Below are 18412 nucleotides of genomic sequence, written 5' to 3' on the forward strand. Positions count from 1 at the left end.
AGGCCGCGATGACTGGCAGATCGACTACATCCGCTGATCCGCTCGGACCAGATTCCCTGACCTGGAAGTATTTTGGCGATCTGCGCACCGGAATGATGGGTGTGTGGATCGGGGCGATCCAGAACATGTACCCCGAACTCGGAGCGGCCGTCGAGGAGCATTCGATCCTGCTGCGCGAGCCGCTGCAGCGGGTGGCCCGGTCGGTCTACCCGATCATGGGTGTGGTCTACGACGGCGACCGCGCGGCCCAGACCGGCCAGCAGATCAAGGGCTACCACCGCACGATCAAAGGTGTCGACGCGGAGGGGCGCCGCTATCACGCGCTCGATCCCGACACTTTCTACTGGGCGCACGCCACGTTCTTCATGCTGATCGTCAAGGTGGCCGAGTACTTCTGCGGCGGCTTGACCGAGGCCGAGAAGCGCCAACTGTTCGACGAACATGTGCAGTGGTACCGGATGTACGGGATGAGCATGCGGCCGGTGCCCGGATCGTGGGACGAGTTCCAGGAGTACTGGGAGCGGGTCGGTCGCGAGGAGTTGGAGATCAACCAGGCGGTCCTCGACATCTTCGACATCCGGATTCCCAAACCCAAGTTCGTGCTGATGCCGACCCCGGTCTGGGACCAGATCTTCAGGCCGCTGGTGGCCGGGCAGCGCTGGATCGCGGCCGGCCTGTTCGAGCCGGCGGTCCGCGAAAAGGCCGGAATGCGTTGGACTCCGGGCGACGAGGTGCTGCTGCGGTTGTTCGGCAAGATCGTCGAACTCGCGTTCCTGGCGGTGCCCGACGAGATCCGGCTGCACCCCCGCGCGCTGGCGGCCTACCGCCGCGCCGAGGGACGGCTGCCCAGCGACGCGCCGCTGGTCGAGGCCCCGCCGTTCATGGCGCCGCCGCGTGACCGGCGCGGACTGCCGATGCACTACTTCCCCCCGCCGCCCAAGTTGCCGTTCGACCCCGCCCTGCAACCGGCCCGCGCGCTGCTGGAACGCGCCGGATCGCTGGTGCACACGACGTTGTCGCTGGCCGGACTGCGCGCCGGGCGGGGCCGCCCGAAGCGAGCGGTCAGGGCCGCGTAGGCAGTTTGAGCGCCCGCGCGCTCTGGTACAGACAGATGGCCGCGGCCGACGCCACATTCAGGCTCTCGGCGCCGCCGGACATCGGGATGCGCAGCCGGTGGTCGGCCGCCGAGGCGATTTCGCTTGGCAGGCCGTGGGATTCGGGCCCGAACAGCCACGCCGTCGGCCTGCCGAGCAGGTCGCCGGCATCGTCCAGCCGCTGCTCACCATCCACGGTCGTGGCGAGCGCCTGCAGACCCGCGGCGCGCACCGCGTCAACGGCGGCCAGGGTGTCGGGCGCGGCGACGACGGGGATCGAGAAGATGCTGCCGGCCGACGCGCGCAGGCATTTGCCGTTGTACGGATCGACACTGTGGCCGCCGAGGATCACGCCGGCCGCGCCCATCGCGTCGGCCAGGCGAATGAGGGTGCCGGCGTTGCCCGGCTCGCTGATCTCGACGGCGACCGCGATCAGCTGCGGCGAGCCCGCCAGCATGTCGTCGAGGCGGGTCGCCGGCACGTCGCACACCGCGACCAGACCCGCCGGGGTGACGGTGTCGGAGAGGGCCTTCGCGGCGCGCTCGGTGACCGGGTGGACCGGGCAGTCCAGGGCCGCGAGCAACGACGCATGGCGCTGCCGGGCGGCTTCGGTGACAAAGACGTCGCGGACGAAGTCCCGTCGGGACGCGGCCTCGACCAGGTTGGGGCCTTCGGCGAGGAAACGCCCCGCCCGACGGCGGCCGACGTGGCGATGCAGTTTGATCGCCGCGACGACCCTGGCTGAACGTTCGGTCAGCACCTGCCGGTCAGGCATGTTCGGTCGGGCCGGTTAGGCGGCTTCTCCCGAATCCGAGGGAGCGTTGACGTCCTCGGGCAGCGCGGCGCGGGCGATGTCCACCAGCGCGGTGAAGGCGGCCGGGTCCGCGACCGCGATGTCGGCCAGGTTTTTGCGGTCCACCTCCACACCGGCGGCCTTGAGGCCCTGGATCAGCCGGTTGTAGGTGATGTCGTTGGCGCGCGCCGCCGCGTTGATGCGCGAGATCCACAGCTTGCGGAACTCGCCCTTGCGCGCACGACGGTCGCGATAGGCGTACTGCAGCGAATGCAGCTGCTGCTCTTTGGCTTTGCGGTAGAGCCGGGATCGCTGGCCGCGATAGCCCTTCGAGGCCTTCAGGATGCTGCGCCTCTTCTTGTGGGCGTTGACCGCCCGCTTCACGCGTGCCATTGGATTTTCCTACTCTCGTTCATGCGTAGTGGGTCGATAAAGGGGGTCGCCGTGCCAGCTCGCGCTGCGGGTCTGGCCGGCGCGGTGGTCAGCCGTTCAGCAGCCGGTTGATCCGCTGGGTGTCGTTGGCGGCCACCACGGTGCGGCCGTCGAGGCGCCGGGTCCGTTTCGTCGGCTTGTGCTCGAGCAGGTGCCGGCGGTTGGCCTTCTGCCGCACGATCTTGCCGGTTCCGGTGCGCCGGAAGCGCTTTGAGGCCCCGCTGTGGGTCTTGGCTTTGGGCATGTTTCCTCTAGTTCTCGCTTGGTTCTCGCTGTTAGGTCAGTTCGACGACGGTTCGGCGTCGGCGGCGGCATCGGAATCCGGTGCCGCGCCGCCCCCCAGCTCTTCGGGATGCCGCGCCCTCGCGCGGGTCTTCGCGCCGCGGTGCGGTGCCAGCACCATCGTCATGTTGCGGCCGTCCTGCTTGGCGGACGTCTCCACGAAGCCGTATTCGGCGACGTCCGCGCCTAGGCGCTGAAGCAACCGATAGCCCAGCTCGGGCCGCGACTGCTCACGCCCGCGGAACATGATCGTGACCTTCACCTTCGATCCCGCCTCCAGGAAGCGGATGACGTGGCCCTTTTTGGTCTCGTAGTCGTGATCGTCGATCTTGGGTCGCAGCTTTTGTTCCTTGACGACGGTCTGCTGCTGGTTCCGGCGGGATTCGCGCGCCTTTTGCGCCGCTTCGTATTTGAATTTGCCGTAGTCCATGATCTTGCAGACCGGCGGCCTGGCGTTCGGGGCAACTTCGACAAGGTCGAGATCGGCGTCCGCAGCGACACGCAGTGCGTCTTCGATGCGCACTATGCCTACCTGCTCTCCCCCTGGGCCAATCAATCGGACTTCAGGTACGCGGATGCGCTCGTTGACGCGGGTCTCAGTGCTGATGGGGCCTCCCTTGTTGGGCTTCTGTGTGTCCTGCAATGACGACCGGTGACCTGGGTTCGTCGGGAAGCAGCGGCGGAGACACCACACCACGAGCAAAAAAGCCCTGCACAAGCAGGGCCCAATGCCGACCGATCACGTCCGAGAACTGCTCGGGCCGCCCGCGCTACGCGCGGAACAGGCGTACACGTTGCCTGTGACCGGACCGTCGAACCTTTGAAGATCCGGACAGGGATCTCGTCGGTCCGCGGTGGGAGTGGGACTCCACTTAACTGTTCCTGGCGTTCGCCGGGATGGTCGCAGGCGCCAGTTTAGCAGCCTTGAGGTGCCTTTTAGCACTTCGCCGGTCGACGGCGCCGCAACGGCCACCAACCGGGCCCGAAAACGACGTCCAAACTCGTGCCCGCCACTCTTAGCGCTTCGGCAAGCTTTTCACGGATTGAGGGCATATCCTCGCGGTCTGTGACACTCGCTTCTCCTCGTTCAGGTCCCCGTTCGGGGCCGAGCTCGGGGCCCCGTGGCCGGGCGAACTCGCGGTATCGCTGGGTGCCGGCGGCGGCCGGATGGACCGTGGGTGTCATCGCCACCGTGTCGCTGCTGGGCAGTGTGTCCCCGCTGATCCGGTACCTGATCAAGGTCCCGCGCGAGTTCATCAACGACTATCTGTTCAACTTCCCCGACACCAGCATCGCGTGGTCGTTCGTGTTGGCCTTGCTGGCCGCGGCCCTGACCGCGCGTAAGCGCATCGCCTGGCTGCTGTTGCTGGGCAACATGATTCTCGCCGCCGCCCTGAATGCCGCGGATATCGCCGCCGGTGACAACACCGCCGCCGAGATCTTCGGCGAGAACCTCGGGTTCTCCCTGCACATCGTCGCGATCGTCCTGCTGGTGTTGGCCTATCGGGAGTTCTGGGCCAAGGTCCGCAGAGGCGCGCTGGTCAAGGCGGCCGGGGTGCTGGTGGCCGGGGATGTGGTGGGAATCCTGGTCTCCTGGGGGCTGGTCGAGTTGTTCCCCGGAACGCTGGCCCGCCCGGATCGCCTGCCCTACGTGGCCAACCGGGTGGTCGGGTTCGCGCTCGCGGATCCGGACCTGTTCACCGGCCGGCCGCACGTGTTCCTCAACGCGATCTTCGGTCTGTTCGGCGCGCTCGCGCTGATCATGGCGACGATCGTGCTCTTTCAATCTCAGCGCGCGGAGAACGCGCTGACCGGTGAGGACGAATCGGCCATCCGCGGGCTGCTCGAGCTGTACGGCAAGAACGACTCGCTGGGCTACTTCGCCACCCGCCGCGACAAGTCGGTGGTTTTCGCCCAGAGCGGGCGCGCCGCCATCACCTATCGGGTCGAGGTCGGCGTCTGCCTGGCCAGCGGCGACCCGATCGGCGATCCCCGGGCGTGGTCCCAGGCCGCCGACGCCTGGCTGGGTCTGTGCCAGACCTACGGCTGGGCCCCCGGCGTCATGGGTGCCAGCACCCAGGGCGCGCGGACCTATCGCGAAGCCGGCCTGAACGCGCTCGAGCTCGGCGACGAGGCCATCCTGCGGACCGCGGACTTCAAGTTGTCCGGCCCCGATATGCGCGGGGTCCGACAGGCCGTGACGCGGGCCCGGCGGGCGGGGCTGACCGTGCGGATCCGTCGGCACCGCGACATCGGCGCCGACGAGATGGCCGACACCATCACCCGCGCCGACGCCTGGCGCGACACCCAAACCGAACGCGGCTTTTCCATGGCGCTGGGCCGCCTCGGCGATCCCGCCGACGGGGATTGCCTGCTGGTCGAAGCGCTGGACCGGGAAGGCGCCGTCGTCGCGATGCTGTCGCTGGTCCCGTGGGGAACCACCGGTGTCTCCCTGGACCTGATGCGCCGATCGCCGCAGTCGCCCAACGGCACCATCGAGCTGATGGTCAGCGATCTCGCACTCAACGCGGAAACCCTTGGCATCACCCGCATTTCGCTGAACTTCGCGATGTTCCGGTCGGCATTCGAACAGGGCGCCCAGCTCGGTGCGGGCCCCGTCGCCCGGCTGTGGCGCGGGTTCCTGCTGTTCTTCTCGCGGTGGTGGCAGCTGGAGACGTTGTATCGCTCCAACATGAAATACCAACCCGACTGGGTGCCGCGCTACGCCTGCTACGAGGACGCCCGCCTGATCCCGCGGGTCGGGGTCGCCTCGGCCCTCGCCGAGGGCTTTCTCGTCCTGCCGTTCGGCCGGCGCAAGCCGCACACCGGTCATCACCCGGCCGTTCCCGCCCGGCTGGCCGAGTCCGGGCTGCTGCACCACGACGGGAGCGCGCCCGACGTCAGCGGGCTGCAGCGACGCCAGGAGTCGGCCGACGAGGAAGAGGCGAGGTCCCGACTGCCCGAACAGGTTCGGGTGCGCCTGGCCAAGCTGAAAGTGTTGCGACGCAACGGCATCGACGCGTATCCGGTGGGCTGTCCGCCCAGCCACTCCGTCGCCGCGGCGCTCGATGCGGACGACCGGGAGGCGATCACGGTCTCCGGCCGGATCCTGCGGATACGCGATTACGGCGGGGTGCTGTTCGCCCAGCTGCGTGACTGGTCGGGGGAAATGCAAGTGCTGCTGGACAATTCGCAGTTGCAGCACGGGCGAACGGCTGACTTCACCGCGGCGATCGATCTCGGCGACCTGGTCGAGGTCGCCGGCCACATGGGCTTTTCCAAGAAGGGAACCCGCTCGCTGATCGTCGGCGACTGGCGGATGATCGGTAAGTGCTTGCGGCCGTTGCCGAACAAGTGGAAGGGACTGACCGACCCGGAGGCCCGGGTGCGGACCCGATATGTCGACCTGGCGGTCAATCCCGAGTCGCGGGAGTTGATCACGGCGCGCAGCGAGGTGTTGCGCTCGGTCCGGCAGACGCTGTTCGGCAAGGGGTTCATCGAGGTCGAGACGCCGATCCTGCAGCAGATCCACGGCGGCGCCACCGCCCGGCCGTTCGTCACGCACATCAACACCTACGACATGGACCTGTTCCTGCGGATCGCGCCGGAGCTCTATCTCAAACGGTTGTGCGTCGGCGGCGTCGAGCGGGTCTTCGAGTTGGGCCGGGCCTTCCGCAACGAGGGCGTCGACTTCAGCCACAACCCGGAGTTCACCTTGCTGGAGGCCTACCAGGCGCACGCCGACTACAAGGTCTGGATCGACGGGTGCCGCGAGCTGATCCAGAACGCCGCGCAGGCCGCCCACGGCGAGCAGACCGTCATGCGCCCACGCGACCAGGGCGCCGGTGGCCGCCTCGAACCGGTCGACATCTCCGGCCTGTGGGCCGTCAAGACCGTGTACGACGCCGTCTCCGAAGCGCTCGGCGAGCACATCGACCCGTCCACGCCGCTGGCCGCCCTGCGCAAGCTGTCCGACGCCGCGCACATTCCGTACCGGGCGCAGTGGGATGCCGGCGCGGTGGTGCTGGAGCTGTACGAGCACCTGGTGGAGGACCGGACGGAGGAACCGACGTTCTATATCGACTTCCCGACATCGGTCTCGCCGCTGACCCGCCCGCACCGCAGCGAGCCCGGCGTCGCCGAACGGTGGGACCTGGTGGCGTGGGGTGTCGAGCTGGCCACCGCCTACAGCGAGCTCACCGACCCGGTGGAACAGCGCCGCCGCCTGCAGGAGCAGTCGTTGTTGGCCGCGGGTGGCGATCCGGAAGCGATGGAGCTCGATGAAGACTTCCTGCAGGCGATGGAATACGCGATGCCGCCCACCGGCGGGCTGGGGATGGGCGTCGATCGCCTCGTCATGCTCATAACGGGCCGCAGCATCCGGGAGACGTTGCCGTTCCCGCTGGCCAAACCCCATTGATCGAGGTCAGGAACATTCGGTCCGTCGTGCGCGAACATTAGGCAAACAGGTTCCAGGCCGGTAAACAATAGATCACAATGACTCACGTGACAGCCTCGACGAACGGTGCACCCGCGCAGTTCCTGGCTCTTAGTCACACCTCGCTGATGCATGGCTGGGTGCCGACGACGATCCAGGTGCTGGCCGCGGTCGTGCTGACGTCGGCGGTCGGCTGGCGGTCTCGTCGCTGGCGCACGGTGCGGATGCCGGCGGCCGCGCTGGGCGGCGCAACCGTGGCCTACCTGACGCACTGGTACATCGTCGACCATGGGCTCTCCGAGGAACCGGCGCCGGCGGCGCTCTGGGTCTGGATCGCGCTGACGGGCATGGCGGCGGCGGTGCTGGTTCTGGGATGGCGCAGCGCGCGCCGCTGGCGGCGCGGCGCGGCGCTGCTGGCCGTGCCGTTGTGCTTGCTCAGCGCGGCGCTGGCGCTCAACCTGTGGGTGGGCTACTTCCCCACCGTCCAGTCCGCGTGGAGCCAGCTGACGTCCGGCCCGCTGCCCGATCAGACCGACCAGGCGACCGTTACCGCGATGGCCGCCAAGGGAACCCGGCCGCCGCACGGCACCGTGGTGCCCGTCGCGATCCCCTCGGACGGGTCGCACTTCAAACACCGTGGTGAGCTCGTCTACCTGCCGCCCGAATGGTTCGCCACTTCCCCACCGCCGCCGTTGCCGACCGTGATGATGATCGGCGGGCAGTTCAACACGCCGGCGGACTGGACGCGTGCGGGCAACGCTGTCAAGACGATCGATGACTTCGCGGCCGCGCATGGCGGTAAGGCGCCGGTGTTCGTGTTCGTGGACTCCGGCGGCGCCTTCAACAACGACACCGAATGCGTCAACGGGGTTCGGGGCAACGCGGCCGACCACCTCACCAAAGACGTCGTGCCCTATATGGTTTCGGCGTTCGGCGTCAGCCCGCTCCGGTCCAACTGGGGCGTGGCGGGCTGGTCCATGGGCGGGACCTGCGCCGTGGATCTGACCGTCATGCATCCCGACATGTTCAGCGCGTTCGTCGATGTTGCCGGCGACTTCTTCCCCAACGCCGGCAACAAGGCCCAGACCATCGCCCGGCTGTTCGGCGGAAACGCCGACGCCTGGGCGGCTTTCGATCCGTCCACGGTGATCAACCGGCACGGACCGTACCGCGACGTGGCCGGGTGGTTCGCGATTTCGTCGGACGGCCCGGCGGCGGGGCGCCGCGACATCCAGCTGACCGACAGCGGCGCCATCCGTCTGGCGGGACGTGAGGCGGCCGCCAACCCGGCCAATCAGACCGCGGCCGCCTATTCGCTGTGTGCGCTCGGCCGTGCCAACGGAATCGACTGCGCGGTCGTCCCGCAGCCGGGCAGGCACGATTGGCCGTTCGCGGACCGCGTGTTCGCGGCCGCGCTGCCCTGGCTGGCCGGGGCGCTGGGCACCCCGGACATTTCGCGGACGCCGCTGCCCACCCCGTCCGCGCCGGGCGGCGGTGCCCCGGTCGTCGTTCCGGCCGAACATTCCAACACCGCGATGCGGTAGCGCGGGTGTTATCCGTTGCGCGCGTTCGGCGCGCGGTCTTCGCGCGGCACTGCCATCCGTGGAGCGCGTGGAGCCGCTGGGCGAGCACGCCGTTGATTCTGGTCCCGCCATGGACGCGGCAATGGAGCCACGCGGTGTGGATTGCGTTGTGGCTGGCCGTGAACCCGTTCATTTTCGGCAAGCCCGCGCATCACCGCGCATGGTCGACGCGGGCCATGCTGGGCGAGGAGCTGTGGATCAGCCGCCGCCCGCGCGATGCGGCGACAGCGGTCAGCGGGACGACGTCGGCCGCCGCATTGGGCGCGGTGCTCGCCGCCCGTCGCCGCCGGCTGCGGCCGGCGCTGATCGCGGTCGCCGTGCAGATGGCGCTGACCCTGGTGTACTGGCAGCAGATGGTCCGGTATCTCGAGCGGCAGTCGCGGTAACGGGACCTCGTGCGCGAGAACGCCGTTCGCCCGGGCCGCGCGCGGCCGTCAGGCGCGTGCCCGCGCGGAGGCCGCGGCGCAACGCAACCGCGGCAGTGATACGGAGATATGGTTATCCGATACCGCCATATCGTGACGCGATGCGGGTGTATTGTCCGCCCGTGGGACCCACCCGGCTGTTTCCGTACGACCCGCCCCCTCCAGCAGAACCCTCACCCAAAGAGCGGATTCGCGACGCCGCATTGAGCTGCTTTGCCGTTCGCGGCATCGCTGCCACGACGCTGCGCGCGGTTGCCGAGACCGCAGAGGTTTCGATTGGGCTGGTGCAGCACCACTTTCGCACCAAGGCCGCGCTGAGCGCCGCCGTCGATCAGTACGTCCTGCAGGCGGTTAGTGAGGCGTTGGAACCCGCTACGCTGCCCGAGCCACCCTCCGACAATCTCAACGAGGCCGGGCGCCGGCTGACCGCGCTGATGGTCGAACGTCCCGACGTGATGACCTATCTCGGACGCGCGCTCGCCGAGGGTGGCGCATTGGGTTCGGTCATCTTCACCGGGCTGGTGGGTATCAGCGCGGGCCAGGGCGACCAGTTCGGGCAACAGGGCAAACTCCGACCCGACCTGGATCCCGACTGGGGAGTACTCAACCCGCTCATCCTGCGCATCGGCGCCATCATTCTGCATCCCTACATCGAGCTCTACCTGGGTGAGTCGTTCTTCACCGCGCCGCAGCTGCGACGCTGGGACGCCGCGGTCACCAGCCTGATACGGCGAGGGCAATTCCTCGAGCAGACGGAGCCGCAGGATAAGGATGTCATCGCCTGGTGAGCGGCCAAACGCAGCGTTACGGGGGCCGACACGCCGGTCAGGTGCTATACACGAAACACCATGGACGAGCGCACCGTAACCGCGTACAGCGCACAAATTCTCGACTCCGATGAGCCCGGCGATCGTCTGGTATTGGACCGTCTTCGAACCGATCCCACCATCGAGGTCGTCGACCGACTCGACGCCCAACTGGCTAACCTGCGCGGTCTCCACCCGGCGCCGGATTCGACACTTCTCGGCGAAGGAACCCGATGGGCGTACTACCCGTGGCGGCGTGCCGTCGTTGCGGTGCTGGGGCCGCGTGGATTTCGGGCGTTACGGCTTGATCGCAACAGAAACAACATCACCATCGCGGAACAAGCCCGGCTCAGCTCGCTGACCATCGGCGTCGCTGGTCTTAGCGTCGGCCATGTCATCGCACACACCTTGGCGGTTCAGGGATTGTGTGGCCGGCTTCGGCTGGCAGATTTCGATCATTTGGAACTATCGAACCTGAATCGAGTGCCGGCCACTGTGTTCGACCTCGGGCTGAACAAAGCTCACGTGGCGGCGCGCAGGATTGCTGAGCTCGATCCCTACCTGGCGGTGGACGTGCTCGACACCGGGATTACCGCAGACACCATCGACGCGTTCTTGGATGGACTGGACATCGCCATCGAAGAGTGTGATTCGCTCGACATGAAGGTCGCCTTGCGGACGGCGGCCCGTGCCAGGCATCTCCCCGTGTTGATGGCGACCAGCGACCGGGGGCGCGTCGATGTCGAACGCTTCGATCAAGACCCTGAACGTCCGATCATGCATGGATTGCTGGACGAGCTCGACGTCGAGTTGGTGGCGGGCATGAGTACCCGGGAGAAGCTCCCGCACATGCTGCGTTACGACGAAGCCGGGCACATCTCGCCGCGCACTGCCGCATCGCTCATCGAGATCGACCGGTCGCTCTCGACGTGGCCCCAGCTAGCATCCGATGTCATAGTGGGCGCGTCGGCGTTGGCGGAGGCTGTCCGCAGAATCGGACTGGGCGAAAACCTGAGATCCGGCCGGTGCCGCATCGACACGGGCTGGGCGCTCGATCAACTGGGCGAGGTCGAAACGGCCCAGCATCGCCCTGCGCGTGACAACGAACTTGGAGATAACCCGGCACCTCCCGCAGTCGACGACACGATCGTCGCCGCCGCGATGCGCGCCCCCTCGGGGGGAAACAGCCAGCCGTGGCGCATCGACGCGCAACCGACCGAGCTCACCATAAGCGTTGCCACAGAACATACTTCGACGATGGACGTGGGCTTCCGCGGCAGCGCTGTCGCAGTGGGCGCCGCATTGTATAACGTGAGAATCGCCGCCGCCGCCCGTGGGATGCTCGGCCCGGTGAGTGTATCCGAAGGCGGCGCCGGGTCTCCGCTGCGGGCCACGATGCACTTCGGAAACGGTAGCGACCCGGCCCTGGCCGATCTTTATGAACCGATGCTCGTGCGCGAGACCAACCGTCATCGCGGAACAGCTCAGTCACTCGACGATCAGACGACGAAGTTACTCGCCGTGACGGCCGAGCGGGAAGGCGCGCGCCTGCACCTGCTCACCGAGCGAGACGACCTTTTGCGGGCCGCAACGATTTTCGGGGCCGCCGACCGCATCCGGTACTTGACGCCGCAACTGCACACAGAGATGGTTTCGGAACTGCGCTGGCCCGGGGATCCAGAACCCGACACGGGTATCGACGTGCGATCTCTCGAACTCGACGCCAGCGACTTGGCGTTGATGGATATCGTGCGCCGGTCCGATGTCATGGCTTACCTTGCGGAATGGAACGCCGGCAGTGCGCTGGGCGACGGCATGCGCGACGAAGTCCTCACGAGCTCCGCGCTGGCGGTGCTCACCGTGACCGGGGGGTGCCTGAGCGACTACGCCCGCGGCGGGTCGGCCGTTGAGGCGGTATGGATCGTCGCCCAGCGCGAAGGCCTCGCTGTCAGGCCGCTGTCGCCGGTCTTTCTGCATGCGCGAAGCGCTGCCGATCTCAATGAGTTATCGGCTGGCTTCGCCGGCGAATTAGCGCGATTACAAGACGATTTTGTGCGCCTCATCGCGACCGATCCAGAGGAATCGATCGTGCTGGTCTTGCGCTTGACCTCCGCGCCGCCACCGTCGGTGTCCAGTCGCCGCAGCCCGAGCCGGGTCCGCTCTGGGCCGCCCTGATGCGCCCGTCGCGTAACGAACGCCTGGGGCCATCGGACCTCAGAACGGTTTCGCCGTGAATCCCCATCGCAACAAAGCCGACTCGCGGCGGGCTTGACGGCTCAGCCGGGGATCACGCGTGCCAGTCAGCGCGTTCGGTTCGCCGCGCGCGCCGAACATCCAGTACGCCTGCAGGTAGGGCACCGGTGTCGAATGACCGCAGTGCATGCCTTGCAGACCCGCTGCGGCAAGCTCTTTCGACAGTTCCGCGATGGTGAACGCCGCCGCCTCGCTCGCAATGGCATCTTGGCGCAGGACGGCGGGCGAGGCGGGGTCGGCGATCTCCAGCATCTTGGGGGCGGCCGCCTTGTCCCGGAGGCGCTGAAAATCGGAAATCCATATTGCGGCCCCGCTGCGGCGTTGGATGGCAGCGATCTGCCCAAGGGCGCCGCGCAGCGTGTCGACATCCGGTAGCTGATGCAGTGTCCACATGCACGAGACGGCGTCCCACGGACCGGTTGAAACCCGTTCCGGCAACGCCGTGATGTCCTCCAGGCGCAGTTCGACACGTTCTCCGAGGCCTTCGGCGTCGAACAGCTCCCGCGCCGTGGACAGCATGTTGGGGGCGAGATCGACGGCGGTGGCCCGGATGTCGGGCCGTCGGCGCAGGACGGCACTGAGCGCACGGCCGGAGCCGACGCCGAGATCCAGCAAGTGGCCTCCGGGTGGCAGCAGCGCGTCAAGCGCGCGCGCACACAAGTCGTACACCGCGCACATGCCGGGGTTGGATGCACCACCAGAGTGGAACTGTGCGACGGACTCCGGACCGTCCACCACCATCGGCTCAGGAACGCGCTCCCGCCCCGGCGGATGCGACCGCTCACGCAAAACGATCCCAGGCATTCGCCATAGCGGCCGAATTCTCTTCACCCTCAACCTTTCATGGGTCCGCGTGATCGATTTCTCGTCAGGCTCTGGCGGCAGTCAGATACCCGGCCGAAGTGTCGTAGATGATTATTAACCTGTCTGCGCAGTCTGCACTGGCGTCCCGTTGAATTTCGCTGCGTCGAAACGGACGTCCTGGAATACTTGTCCGGTCAGCGGGGGCCGGAAAGCTTTCGGCCTGCGCGGTCGTTCGACCGGCGTAGGCAACAGCATTATCCGCAGGAGGTAGGCGTGGTTCAGGCCCTTGCACGTGACGGAATCGAATGCTTGCCCCTGCCGCCGGTGAACCCGATGCCTTACCGTCAGCGCCTCGCGGCGGTGCGGGAATTCAGCACGGGGACCGAACGGCTGCGTGACGCCGGCGGGCGGGTGACGTCGTTCAAGTTAGGGCCGCGATGGCTGATGCCCCCGATGGTGTTGGCGACGTCTCCGGAGGCCATCCGCGACATCCTCAGTACCAAAGACGATTCCGTGGACAAGACCACCCCGGTATTCGACCAAGTACGCCGCGTCATCGGCGCCAGCCTCACCGATCTTCCCTTCGAGCAATGGAAGCCACGCCGGCGCACCCTACAGCCGGTGTTCACCAAGCAGCGTGTGAGCGAGTTCGGCGGTCACATGGAGCAGGCGGCGCAATCGGTGAGCGAAGGCTGGCATGAGGACGCCCTGATCGATTTGGACGCCGAATGCCGCACGATCACGTTGCGCGCGCTGGGCCGATCGGTGCTCGGACTCGACCTGGAACAACGGGCCGACGAGGTCGTCGAGCCATTGCGGATCGCGTTGGCCTACGCGGTCAGGCGCGCGACGCGCCCGCTACGCGCGCCGCGCTGGTTGCCCACGCCGGCGCGTCGGCGCGCGCGAGCGGCAAGCGCCAAACTTCACGCCCTGACGCAGGAGATCCTGCGGGACTGCCGCGCCGACCCGACGCGAGTCGCACCCTTGGTCCATGCGCTCCTCGCCGCCGAGGATCCAGAGACCGGAAAACGGTTGTCTGATGAGGAGATTTGCGACGAGCTGGTGATGTTCCTCTTCGCCGGCCACGACACCACGACGACGGCATTGACGTATGCGCTGTGGTCTCTGGGACACCACGCCGATTGCCAGGACCGGGTGGCTGCAGAAGTCACGGCCCTGCCGGATCGGCCGCTGACGTCCGACGACATTCCGCAGCTTGGCTACACGGTGCAGGTGATACGGGAATCGTTGCGCCTGTGCCCCCCGGCGCCCACGGGGACACGCATGGCCTGCCGAGACGTCGAGGTGGGCGGCTACCGGGTGCCAAAGGGCACCATGCTCATTGTCGGGAGAATGGCGGTACAACGCGACCCCCTGCTTTGGGACGATCCGCTTCGCTTCGACCCGGATCGGTTCAGCCCGGAGAGCTTCAAAGCTCTCGATCGGTGGCAGTACGTGCCATTCGGCGGCGGACCGCGCTCGTGCATTGGCGACCATTTCGCCATGCTCGAAGTCACGCTCGCGTTGGCGACACTCATCCGCGGAGTCGAAATTCGCTCACTCGATGACGAATTTCCGCTCGCGTTGCACTTCACCATGATTGCCGGCGGTCCGATCCGTGCTCGCGTTCGTCCGCGCCGCTAACCCAGCTAACAGTCGTGGGTCGTAACTTCCGACGGCTGAGTCAGCAGACCGTCCGGAGGATCCATCCGGCGGCGCCGCGTTCCCTCGTCGAGACGCCTCTCGGTACCGATTCCACGCGACCCTGATCACACTCGGGCGTTAACGTGAGCGAATCATTGCTAGAGGCGCTATGCAATGCCAAACGCCGCGCACCGGATACCGCTACGGTTAGGGCAATGTCGGGCACCCTGGACCACCTGGTCACCGCTGCCGCTGCCGAGTTGATGGCGGCCACCGCGGCTGACTCTGCCGCGATCAGCCAACGCGTGCTCGGCAACCTGGTTCGCGACCTGGGTGTGGACTTCAGCTTTCTGCGACACAACGATCACTCCATCCGCGCGACCGTCCTCATCGCCGAATTCCCGCCGCGTAACGCCGACCCCGACCCGATCGGCCTGGTGTATTTCGCCGATGCCGACTCCATCTTCGCGCGGACCGAACACCTCAAGGTGCCCGAAGTGGTCCGCCCCGAACCGGAGAACGCCGACTATCAGCACCGTATCGAAGAGGGCACTGGAGCTCCCGCCGTCTCCCTGGCTGCCGTTCCGCTGCTGTCCGGCGACGTCACCACCGGCACGATGGCCTTCGGCAAGCTCGGAGACCGTGAATGGTTACCAGAAGAACTCAATGCGCTACAGGCGATCGCCGCGCTTTTCGCGCAGCTGCAGGCCCGCGTCGTCGCCGAGCAGCAGATCCACTACCTCGCTGAGCACGATGAACTCACCGGGCTGCTGAACCGCAGGGCGCTCATCGCGCACCTCGACAACCGGCTGGCGAAAGGACAGCCGGGCCCGGTTTCGGTCATATTCCTCGCCATTGACCGCTTCAAGGTCATCAATAGTCGCCTCGGCCAAGACGCCGGCGATCGATTTATCGAGGCGTTCGCCGCGTTACTTCGTGAGGCCACCCAGGTTCCATCAGTCATCGCCCGCTTCGGCGGCGACGAGTTTGGCGTCGTGCCATCCGCGGCCATGGATGTCGAGGCGGCTGAAACGTTCGCACACTCATTGCACGGTCGGGTTCGCCAACAAATACCCATCGACGGTGAGATGCTCAGTCGCACCGTAAGTATCGGCGTCGCCGCAGGCCTACCGGGGGACGAGACCACGTCAGACCTGCTACGGCGGGTCGACCAGGCCACCCGGTCGGCGAAGGCTTCCGGCGGCAACAACGTCGCAACGTTCCGACCGGAGATGTCTACGACAGACATGATCCGCAACGACATTGAGCTGCATCTGGAAGGGATGATCGAGGGCGGTGGTGGCGCGTTGGTGCTCCATTATCTCCCGGAGTTCGACATGCGTACCGGCGAGATCCTCGGCACTGAGGCGTTAATTCGTTGGCAACACCCAACTCTGGGTTTGTTGATGCCTGATTCGTTTATCCAGGTCGTGGAGTCGATCAACCTTGGTGCCAAACTCGGCCGCCTGGTAATGCGCTCTGCATGTGCGCAATTCGGACTCTGGCGGTCACACGGTGTCGGGGAGGGCACGGTGCTGCGGGTCAACGTATCTCCCGTACAGCTCGTCACGGCCGGCATCGTCGACACCGTCGCGGCCACCCTCGACGAGTTCGGGCTTGATCCCAGCACCGTGTGTCTGGAGATCACCGAAAGCGTTGTGGTCCAAGATATCGATGCAACACGTCAGACGTTGTTCGCGTTGAAGGACGTTGGAGTACAGATCGCCATCGATGACTTCGGCACCGGCTACAGTGTATTGACATATCTGAAGTCTCTTCCCGTCGATTCGCTCAAGATCGACAAGGGTTTTGTCCAGAGCCTCGATACCAACGCCGGCGATCTGGCGATCGTGCGCTCGACGATGGCCCTGGCTGACGCATTCGGGCTCGATGTCGTGGCCGAAGGGGTGGAAACCGTGGCCGCCGCCGAGAGGTTGCTCAGCCTGGGCTGCCATCGCGCACAAGGCTTTCTGCTGTCGCGGCCCCTCGACAGCGCGGCAATGGAGTCGCTGCTGGCCAAACGCGTCATACCGATGAACTTCTCCAGCACGCGGTTTTCCGGAACGGGAAACGCGGTTTAGACCCGCCGAACGCCCAACGCGGGCAGACGGTCGGTCGCTCAGGCGCGACGTTGGAACAGGTAGTAATTCGCCGGGGTTTTCTTATCGTCGAGTTCCTGCTCGTCGCCCGTGAACAACAGCGTCCAGCCGGCGGCGAAGCGCCGTTCGATCTCGGCGTGATCAATGCCCGGCACGCCGAACCGGCCCCCGGGAGGGAATGCGGCAATGAACAGCCGTGCGTCGGGTGCCGCCACTGCGGTGACTTCCCGGACGTACGCCTCACGGTCGCCGCCACTCATGTTGTGGATGCAAGCGTTGTCGACGATCAACTGGAAGCCCGTTCCGATCCCGGACTGACTCAGCTGCGTCACATCGGCACGGGCAAAATTGACCGAGACATCGGCGTTGCGCGCCTTCGCCCGCGCCTTTTCAAGAGGTTTCGCGACGTAATCGACCCCTGTGACCTCCCAGCCCTGCTGGGCGAGGTAGATGGCGCAATCTCCGGTGCCACATCCCACGTCGAGAGCCTGGCCCTTGGGAAGCGCAGGTGTGTCACCGGTTCCCTCGACCAGATCCCGCAGAGGCTGCCCGATCGGATGGCCCTCCCACGGCGTGAAGCCGACCCGGTAGAAGAACCGAAATCGCGTGTGCCGAGAAGCCATAGCCGCAATGATGGCATTCGCGGCAACCGGCCCGTCTCCGACCCCCGATCCGCATCATCGCGCTGGGCGCCGTGCGCGCCGGCGACCTCGACATCGCGCGTCGCGGGCCCGGTTCTCGTCGACCTCGGCGGGCATAGCCGCGGCGGCTCGCGAAGTACCTCGACGTAACGCTCAGTCGCGCAACGTCATCGCGAGCAAATTTGCGGTCTGGATGTTCGTCATCGTGGCCGCTATGCGCGCGGAGCTCATTGTGCGACACCGCCTTCCCGGTTTCACCGTGGACGCGGCGACGTCACGCTTGGGCTCAGCGATGGGCACGACACGACCCTAGAACACTTCGCAGCCAACCGGGACCGCGTTGTCAAGACGTCAGTTCTTCCAATGCCGAAAAGCGGCTGAGGATTTCGGCGTTCTCGGCGCACATCAGCTTGAATTGCCCCGGCTCGGCATGGGTGGAAAGGGTGCGCCGATCCCACCACATCACTTTGGTTCGGTAGTTTTCGTTCGGATAGGCCGCTGCCGGAACGCGCGCGGCCACGACGCCCCCGGAGGATTGCCACTGCTCCAGCACATGGGCCGCCGCGGTAGCCATCACGAATTGAGCACCCAGCAGCGTCATCGTCGGCAGGGCCGTGCGGGCCAAAACTCGGGAAAGCGACTGATTGCCATATTCGCGGGAATTGGCCCAAGCGCTTTTCACCTCCACAACACCAAACGGAAGCCGGTTGGCGATCATATGGCGCAACAGGGAAAGGCCCGGGCTGCCTTTCCACTCCACCAGAGCGTGCGAGTCCTCCGGCGAGCGCAAGGGCCCCACGACGCGCGTGCCCCCGACCACGCGCCCCTGCGGGTCAAGCGCGGCGAAGAACAGCGCCGTGTCCGCACCGTCCTGGATGGCGTCCACGTCGAGCACCCAATCCAGCCCGTGCCTGCGATAGCTGTGCAGCGCGCCTTCCAGGTATTGGTTCCACAGTGCGGGCTCGGCCCTCGGTGTGGAGGCGACGACCCAACATCCCGTCGCGTCATCGCGCCAGCCGGACACACTGTCCGACCGCGGGGCATCAAACACTCTTGCTTCGAGCTGAGCCGCTTCCATGGGTTTGCCTCCACTATTAACCGTGCGATCCGCACTATTT

15 protein-coding genes are annotated in these 18412 nt (G+C 66.5%); 8 read left to right on the forward strand and 7 right to left on the reverse strand.

The features are described 5' to 3' along the window. Positions 1-8 precede the first annotated feature (8 nt). Complete coding sequence (locus tag AC0KTM_RS13585; protein WP_238956129.1) at positions 9-1076, forward strand: oxygenase MpaB family protein; 1068 nt, start codon at positions 9-11, stop codon at positions 1074-1076. Here AC0KTM_RS13585 and AC0KTM_RS13590 read toward each other — a convergent pair. The 4 genes from AC0KTM_RS13590 to infC form a co-directional block, all read right to left on the reverse strand. Beyond that, positions 1063-1854, reverse strand: a complete 792-nt coding sequence (locus AC0KTM_RS13590) for a TrmH family RNA methyltransferase (protein WP_238957305.1) — start codon at positions 1852-1854, stop codon at positions 1063-1065. The two genes, AC0KTM_RS13585 and AC0KTM_RS13590, sit on opposite strands and share 14 nt — an antisense overlap. Before the next feature lie 30 nt (positions 1855-1884). After that, on the reverse strand, positions 1885-2280 hold the full coding sequence (gene rplT / locus AC0KTM_RS13595) for a 50S ribosomal protein L20 (protein ID WP_008257634.1): 396 nt from the start codon (positions 2278-2280) through the stop codon (positions 1885-1887). Between the two features lie 88 nt (positions 2281-2368). Beyond that, on the reverse strand, positions 2369-2563 hold the full coding sequence (rpmI, locus tag AC0KTM_RS13600; protein WP_014942304.1) for a 50S ribosomal protein L35: 195 nt from the start codon (positions 2561-2563) through the stop codon (positions 2369-2371). A 36-nt stretch (positions 2564-2599) separates the two neighbouring features. After that, positions 2600-3208 (reverse strand): translation initiation factor IF-3, encoded by a 609-nt coding sequence (infC, locus tag AC0KTM_RS13605; protein ID WP_225327549.1) that lies wholly within the window; start codon positions 3206-3208, stop codon positions 2600-2602. Positions 3209-3751: 543 nt separating this feature from the next. On the opposite strand from infC, the gene lysX reads away from it, so the two are divergent. The 5 genes from lysX (at position 3752) to AC0KTM_RS13630 (ending at position 12028) form a co-directional block, all read left to right on the forward strand. Continuing rightward, positions 3752-7021, forward strand: a complete 3270-nt coding sequence (lysX, locus tag AC0KTM_RS13610) for a bifunctional lysylphosphatidylglycerol synthetase/lysine--tRNA ligase LysX (protein WP_238956130.1) — start codon at positions 3752-3754, stop codon at positions 7019-7021. A gap of 77 nt (positions 7022-7098) precedes the next feature. Continuing rightward, complete coding sequence (locus tag AC0KTM_RS13615) at positions 7099-8583, forward strand: alpha/beta hydrolase (RefSeq protein ID WP_238956131.1); 1485 nt, start codon at positions 7099-7101, stop codon at positions 8581-8583. Between the two features lie 5 nt (positions 8584-8588). Continuing rightward, the gene (locus AC0KTM_RS13620) at positions 8589-9008 is read left to right on the forward strand and encodes a DUF6653 family protein (RefSeq protein ID WP_308193062.1); all 420 of its coding nucleotides are present in this window, start codon (positions 8589-8591) and stop codon (positions 9006-9008) included. A gap of 161 nt (positions 9009-9169) precedes the next feature. After that, complete coding sequence (locus AC0KTM_RS13625; RefSeq protein ID WP_238956132.1) at positions 9170-9835, forward strand: TetR/AcrR family transcriptional regulator; 666 nt, start codon at positions 9170-9172, stop codon at positions 9833-9835. A gap of 60 nt (positions 9836-9895) precedes the next feature. Next, positions 9896-12028: an Rv1355c family protein gene (locus AC0KTM_RS13630; RefSeq protein ID WP_238956133.1), complete on the forward strand. Its 2133-nt coding sequence runs from the start codon at positions 9896-9898 to the stop codon at positions 12026-12028. Between the two features lie 39 nt (positions 12029-12067). Here the strand turns inward: AC0KTM_RS13630 and AC0KTM_RS13635 are convergent, their stop codons facing one another. Beyond that, on the reverse strand, positions 12068-12910 hold the full coding sequence (locus AC0KTM_RS13635; RefSeq protein ID WP_472415820.1) for a class I SAM-dependent methyltransferase: 843 nt from the start codon (positions 12908-12910) through the stop codon (positions 12068-12070). Positions 12911-13183: 273 nt separating this feature from the next. Here AC0KTM_RS13635 and AC0KTM_RS13640 point away from each other — a divergent pair, with 273 nt between their 5' ends. Both AC0KTM_RS13640 and AC0KTM_RS13645 read left to right on the forward strand, forming a co-directional pair. Then, a complete protein-coding gene (locus AC0KTM_RS13640) occupies positions 13184-14554 on the forward strand; it encodes a cytochrome P450 (protein WP_238956135.1) in 1371 nt (456 codons plus the stop codon). Between the two features lie 215 nt (positions 14555-14769). Further along, on the forward strand, positions 14770-16635 hold the full coding sequence (locus AC0KTM_RS13645) for a putative bifunctional diguanylate cyclase/phosphodiesterase (RefSeq protein WP_238956136.1): 1866 nt from the start codon (positions 14770-14772) through the stop codon (positions 16633-16635). A gap of 38 nt (positions 16636-16673) precedes the next feature. On the opposite strand, the gene AC0KTM_RS13650 is transcribed toward AC0KTM_RS13645, so the two are convergent. Next, positions 16674-17276, reverse strand: coding sequence for a class I SAM-dependent methyltransferase (locus tag AC0KTM_RS13650; protein WP_225327504.1), 603 nt, complete (start codon positions 17274-17276; stop codon positions 16674-16676). Positions 17277-17637: 361 nt separating this feature from the next. After that, positions 17638-18372, reverse strand: coding sequence for a hypothetical protein (locus AC0KTM_RS13655; RefSeq protein WP_472415822.1), 735 nt, complete (start codon positions 18370-18372; stop codon positions 17638-17640). Between the last annotated feature and the right edge of the window lie 40 nt (positions 18373-18412).

Source organism: Mycobacterium sp. NTMscope_Eco_3 (assembly GCF_976985685.1).

What these genes read in the sequence shown, in the direction of transcription:
- AC0KTM_RS13585 (WP_238956129.1), top strand. Translation starts at nt 9, where the DNA reads ATGACTGGCAGATCGACTACATCCGCTGATCCGCTCGGACCAGATTCC.
- rplT (WP_008257634.1), bottom strand. Translation starts at nt 2,280, where the DNA reads ATGGCACGCGTGAAGCGGGCGGTCAACGCCCACAAGAAGAGGCGCAGC.
- rpmI (WP_014942304.1), bottom strand. Translation starts at nt 2,563, where the DNA reads ATGCCCAAAGCCAAGACCCACAGCGGGGCCTCAAAGCGCTTCCGGCGC.
- AC0KTM_RS13615 (WP_238956131.1), top strand. Translation starts at nt 7,099, where the DNA reads ATGACTCACGTGACAGCCTCGACGAACGGTGCACCCGCGCAGTTCCTG.
- AC0KTM_RS13630 (WP_238956133.1), top strand. Translation starts at nt 9,896, where the DNA reads ATGGACGAGCGCACCGTAACCGCGTACAGCGCACAAATTCTCGACTCC.
- AC0KTM_RS13635 (WP_472415820.1), bottom strand. Translation starts at nt 12,910, where the DNA reads ATGCCTGGGATCGTTTTGCGTGAGCGGTCGCATCCGCCGGGGCGGGAG.
- AC0KTM_RS13645 (WP_238956136.1), top strand. Translation starts at nt 14,770, where the DNA reads ATGTCGGGCACCCTGGACCACCTGGTCACCGCTGCCGCTGCCGAGTTG.
- AC0KTM_RS13650 (WP_225327504.1), bottom strand. Translation starts at nt 17,276, where the DNA reads ATGGCTTCTCGGCACACGCGATTTCGGTTCTTCTACCGGGTCGGCTTC.
- AC0KTM_RS13655 (WP_472415822.1), bottom strand. Translation starts at nt 18,372, where the DNA reads ATGGAAGCGGCTCAGCTCGAAGCAAGAGTGTTTGATGCCCCGCGGTCG.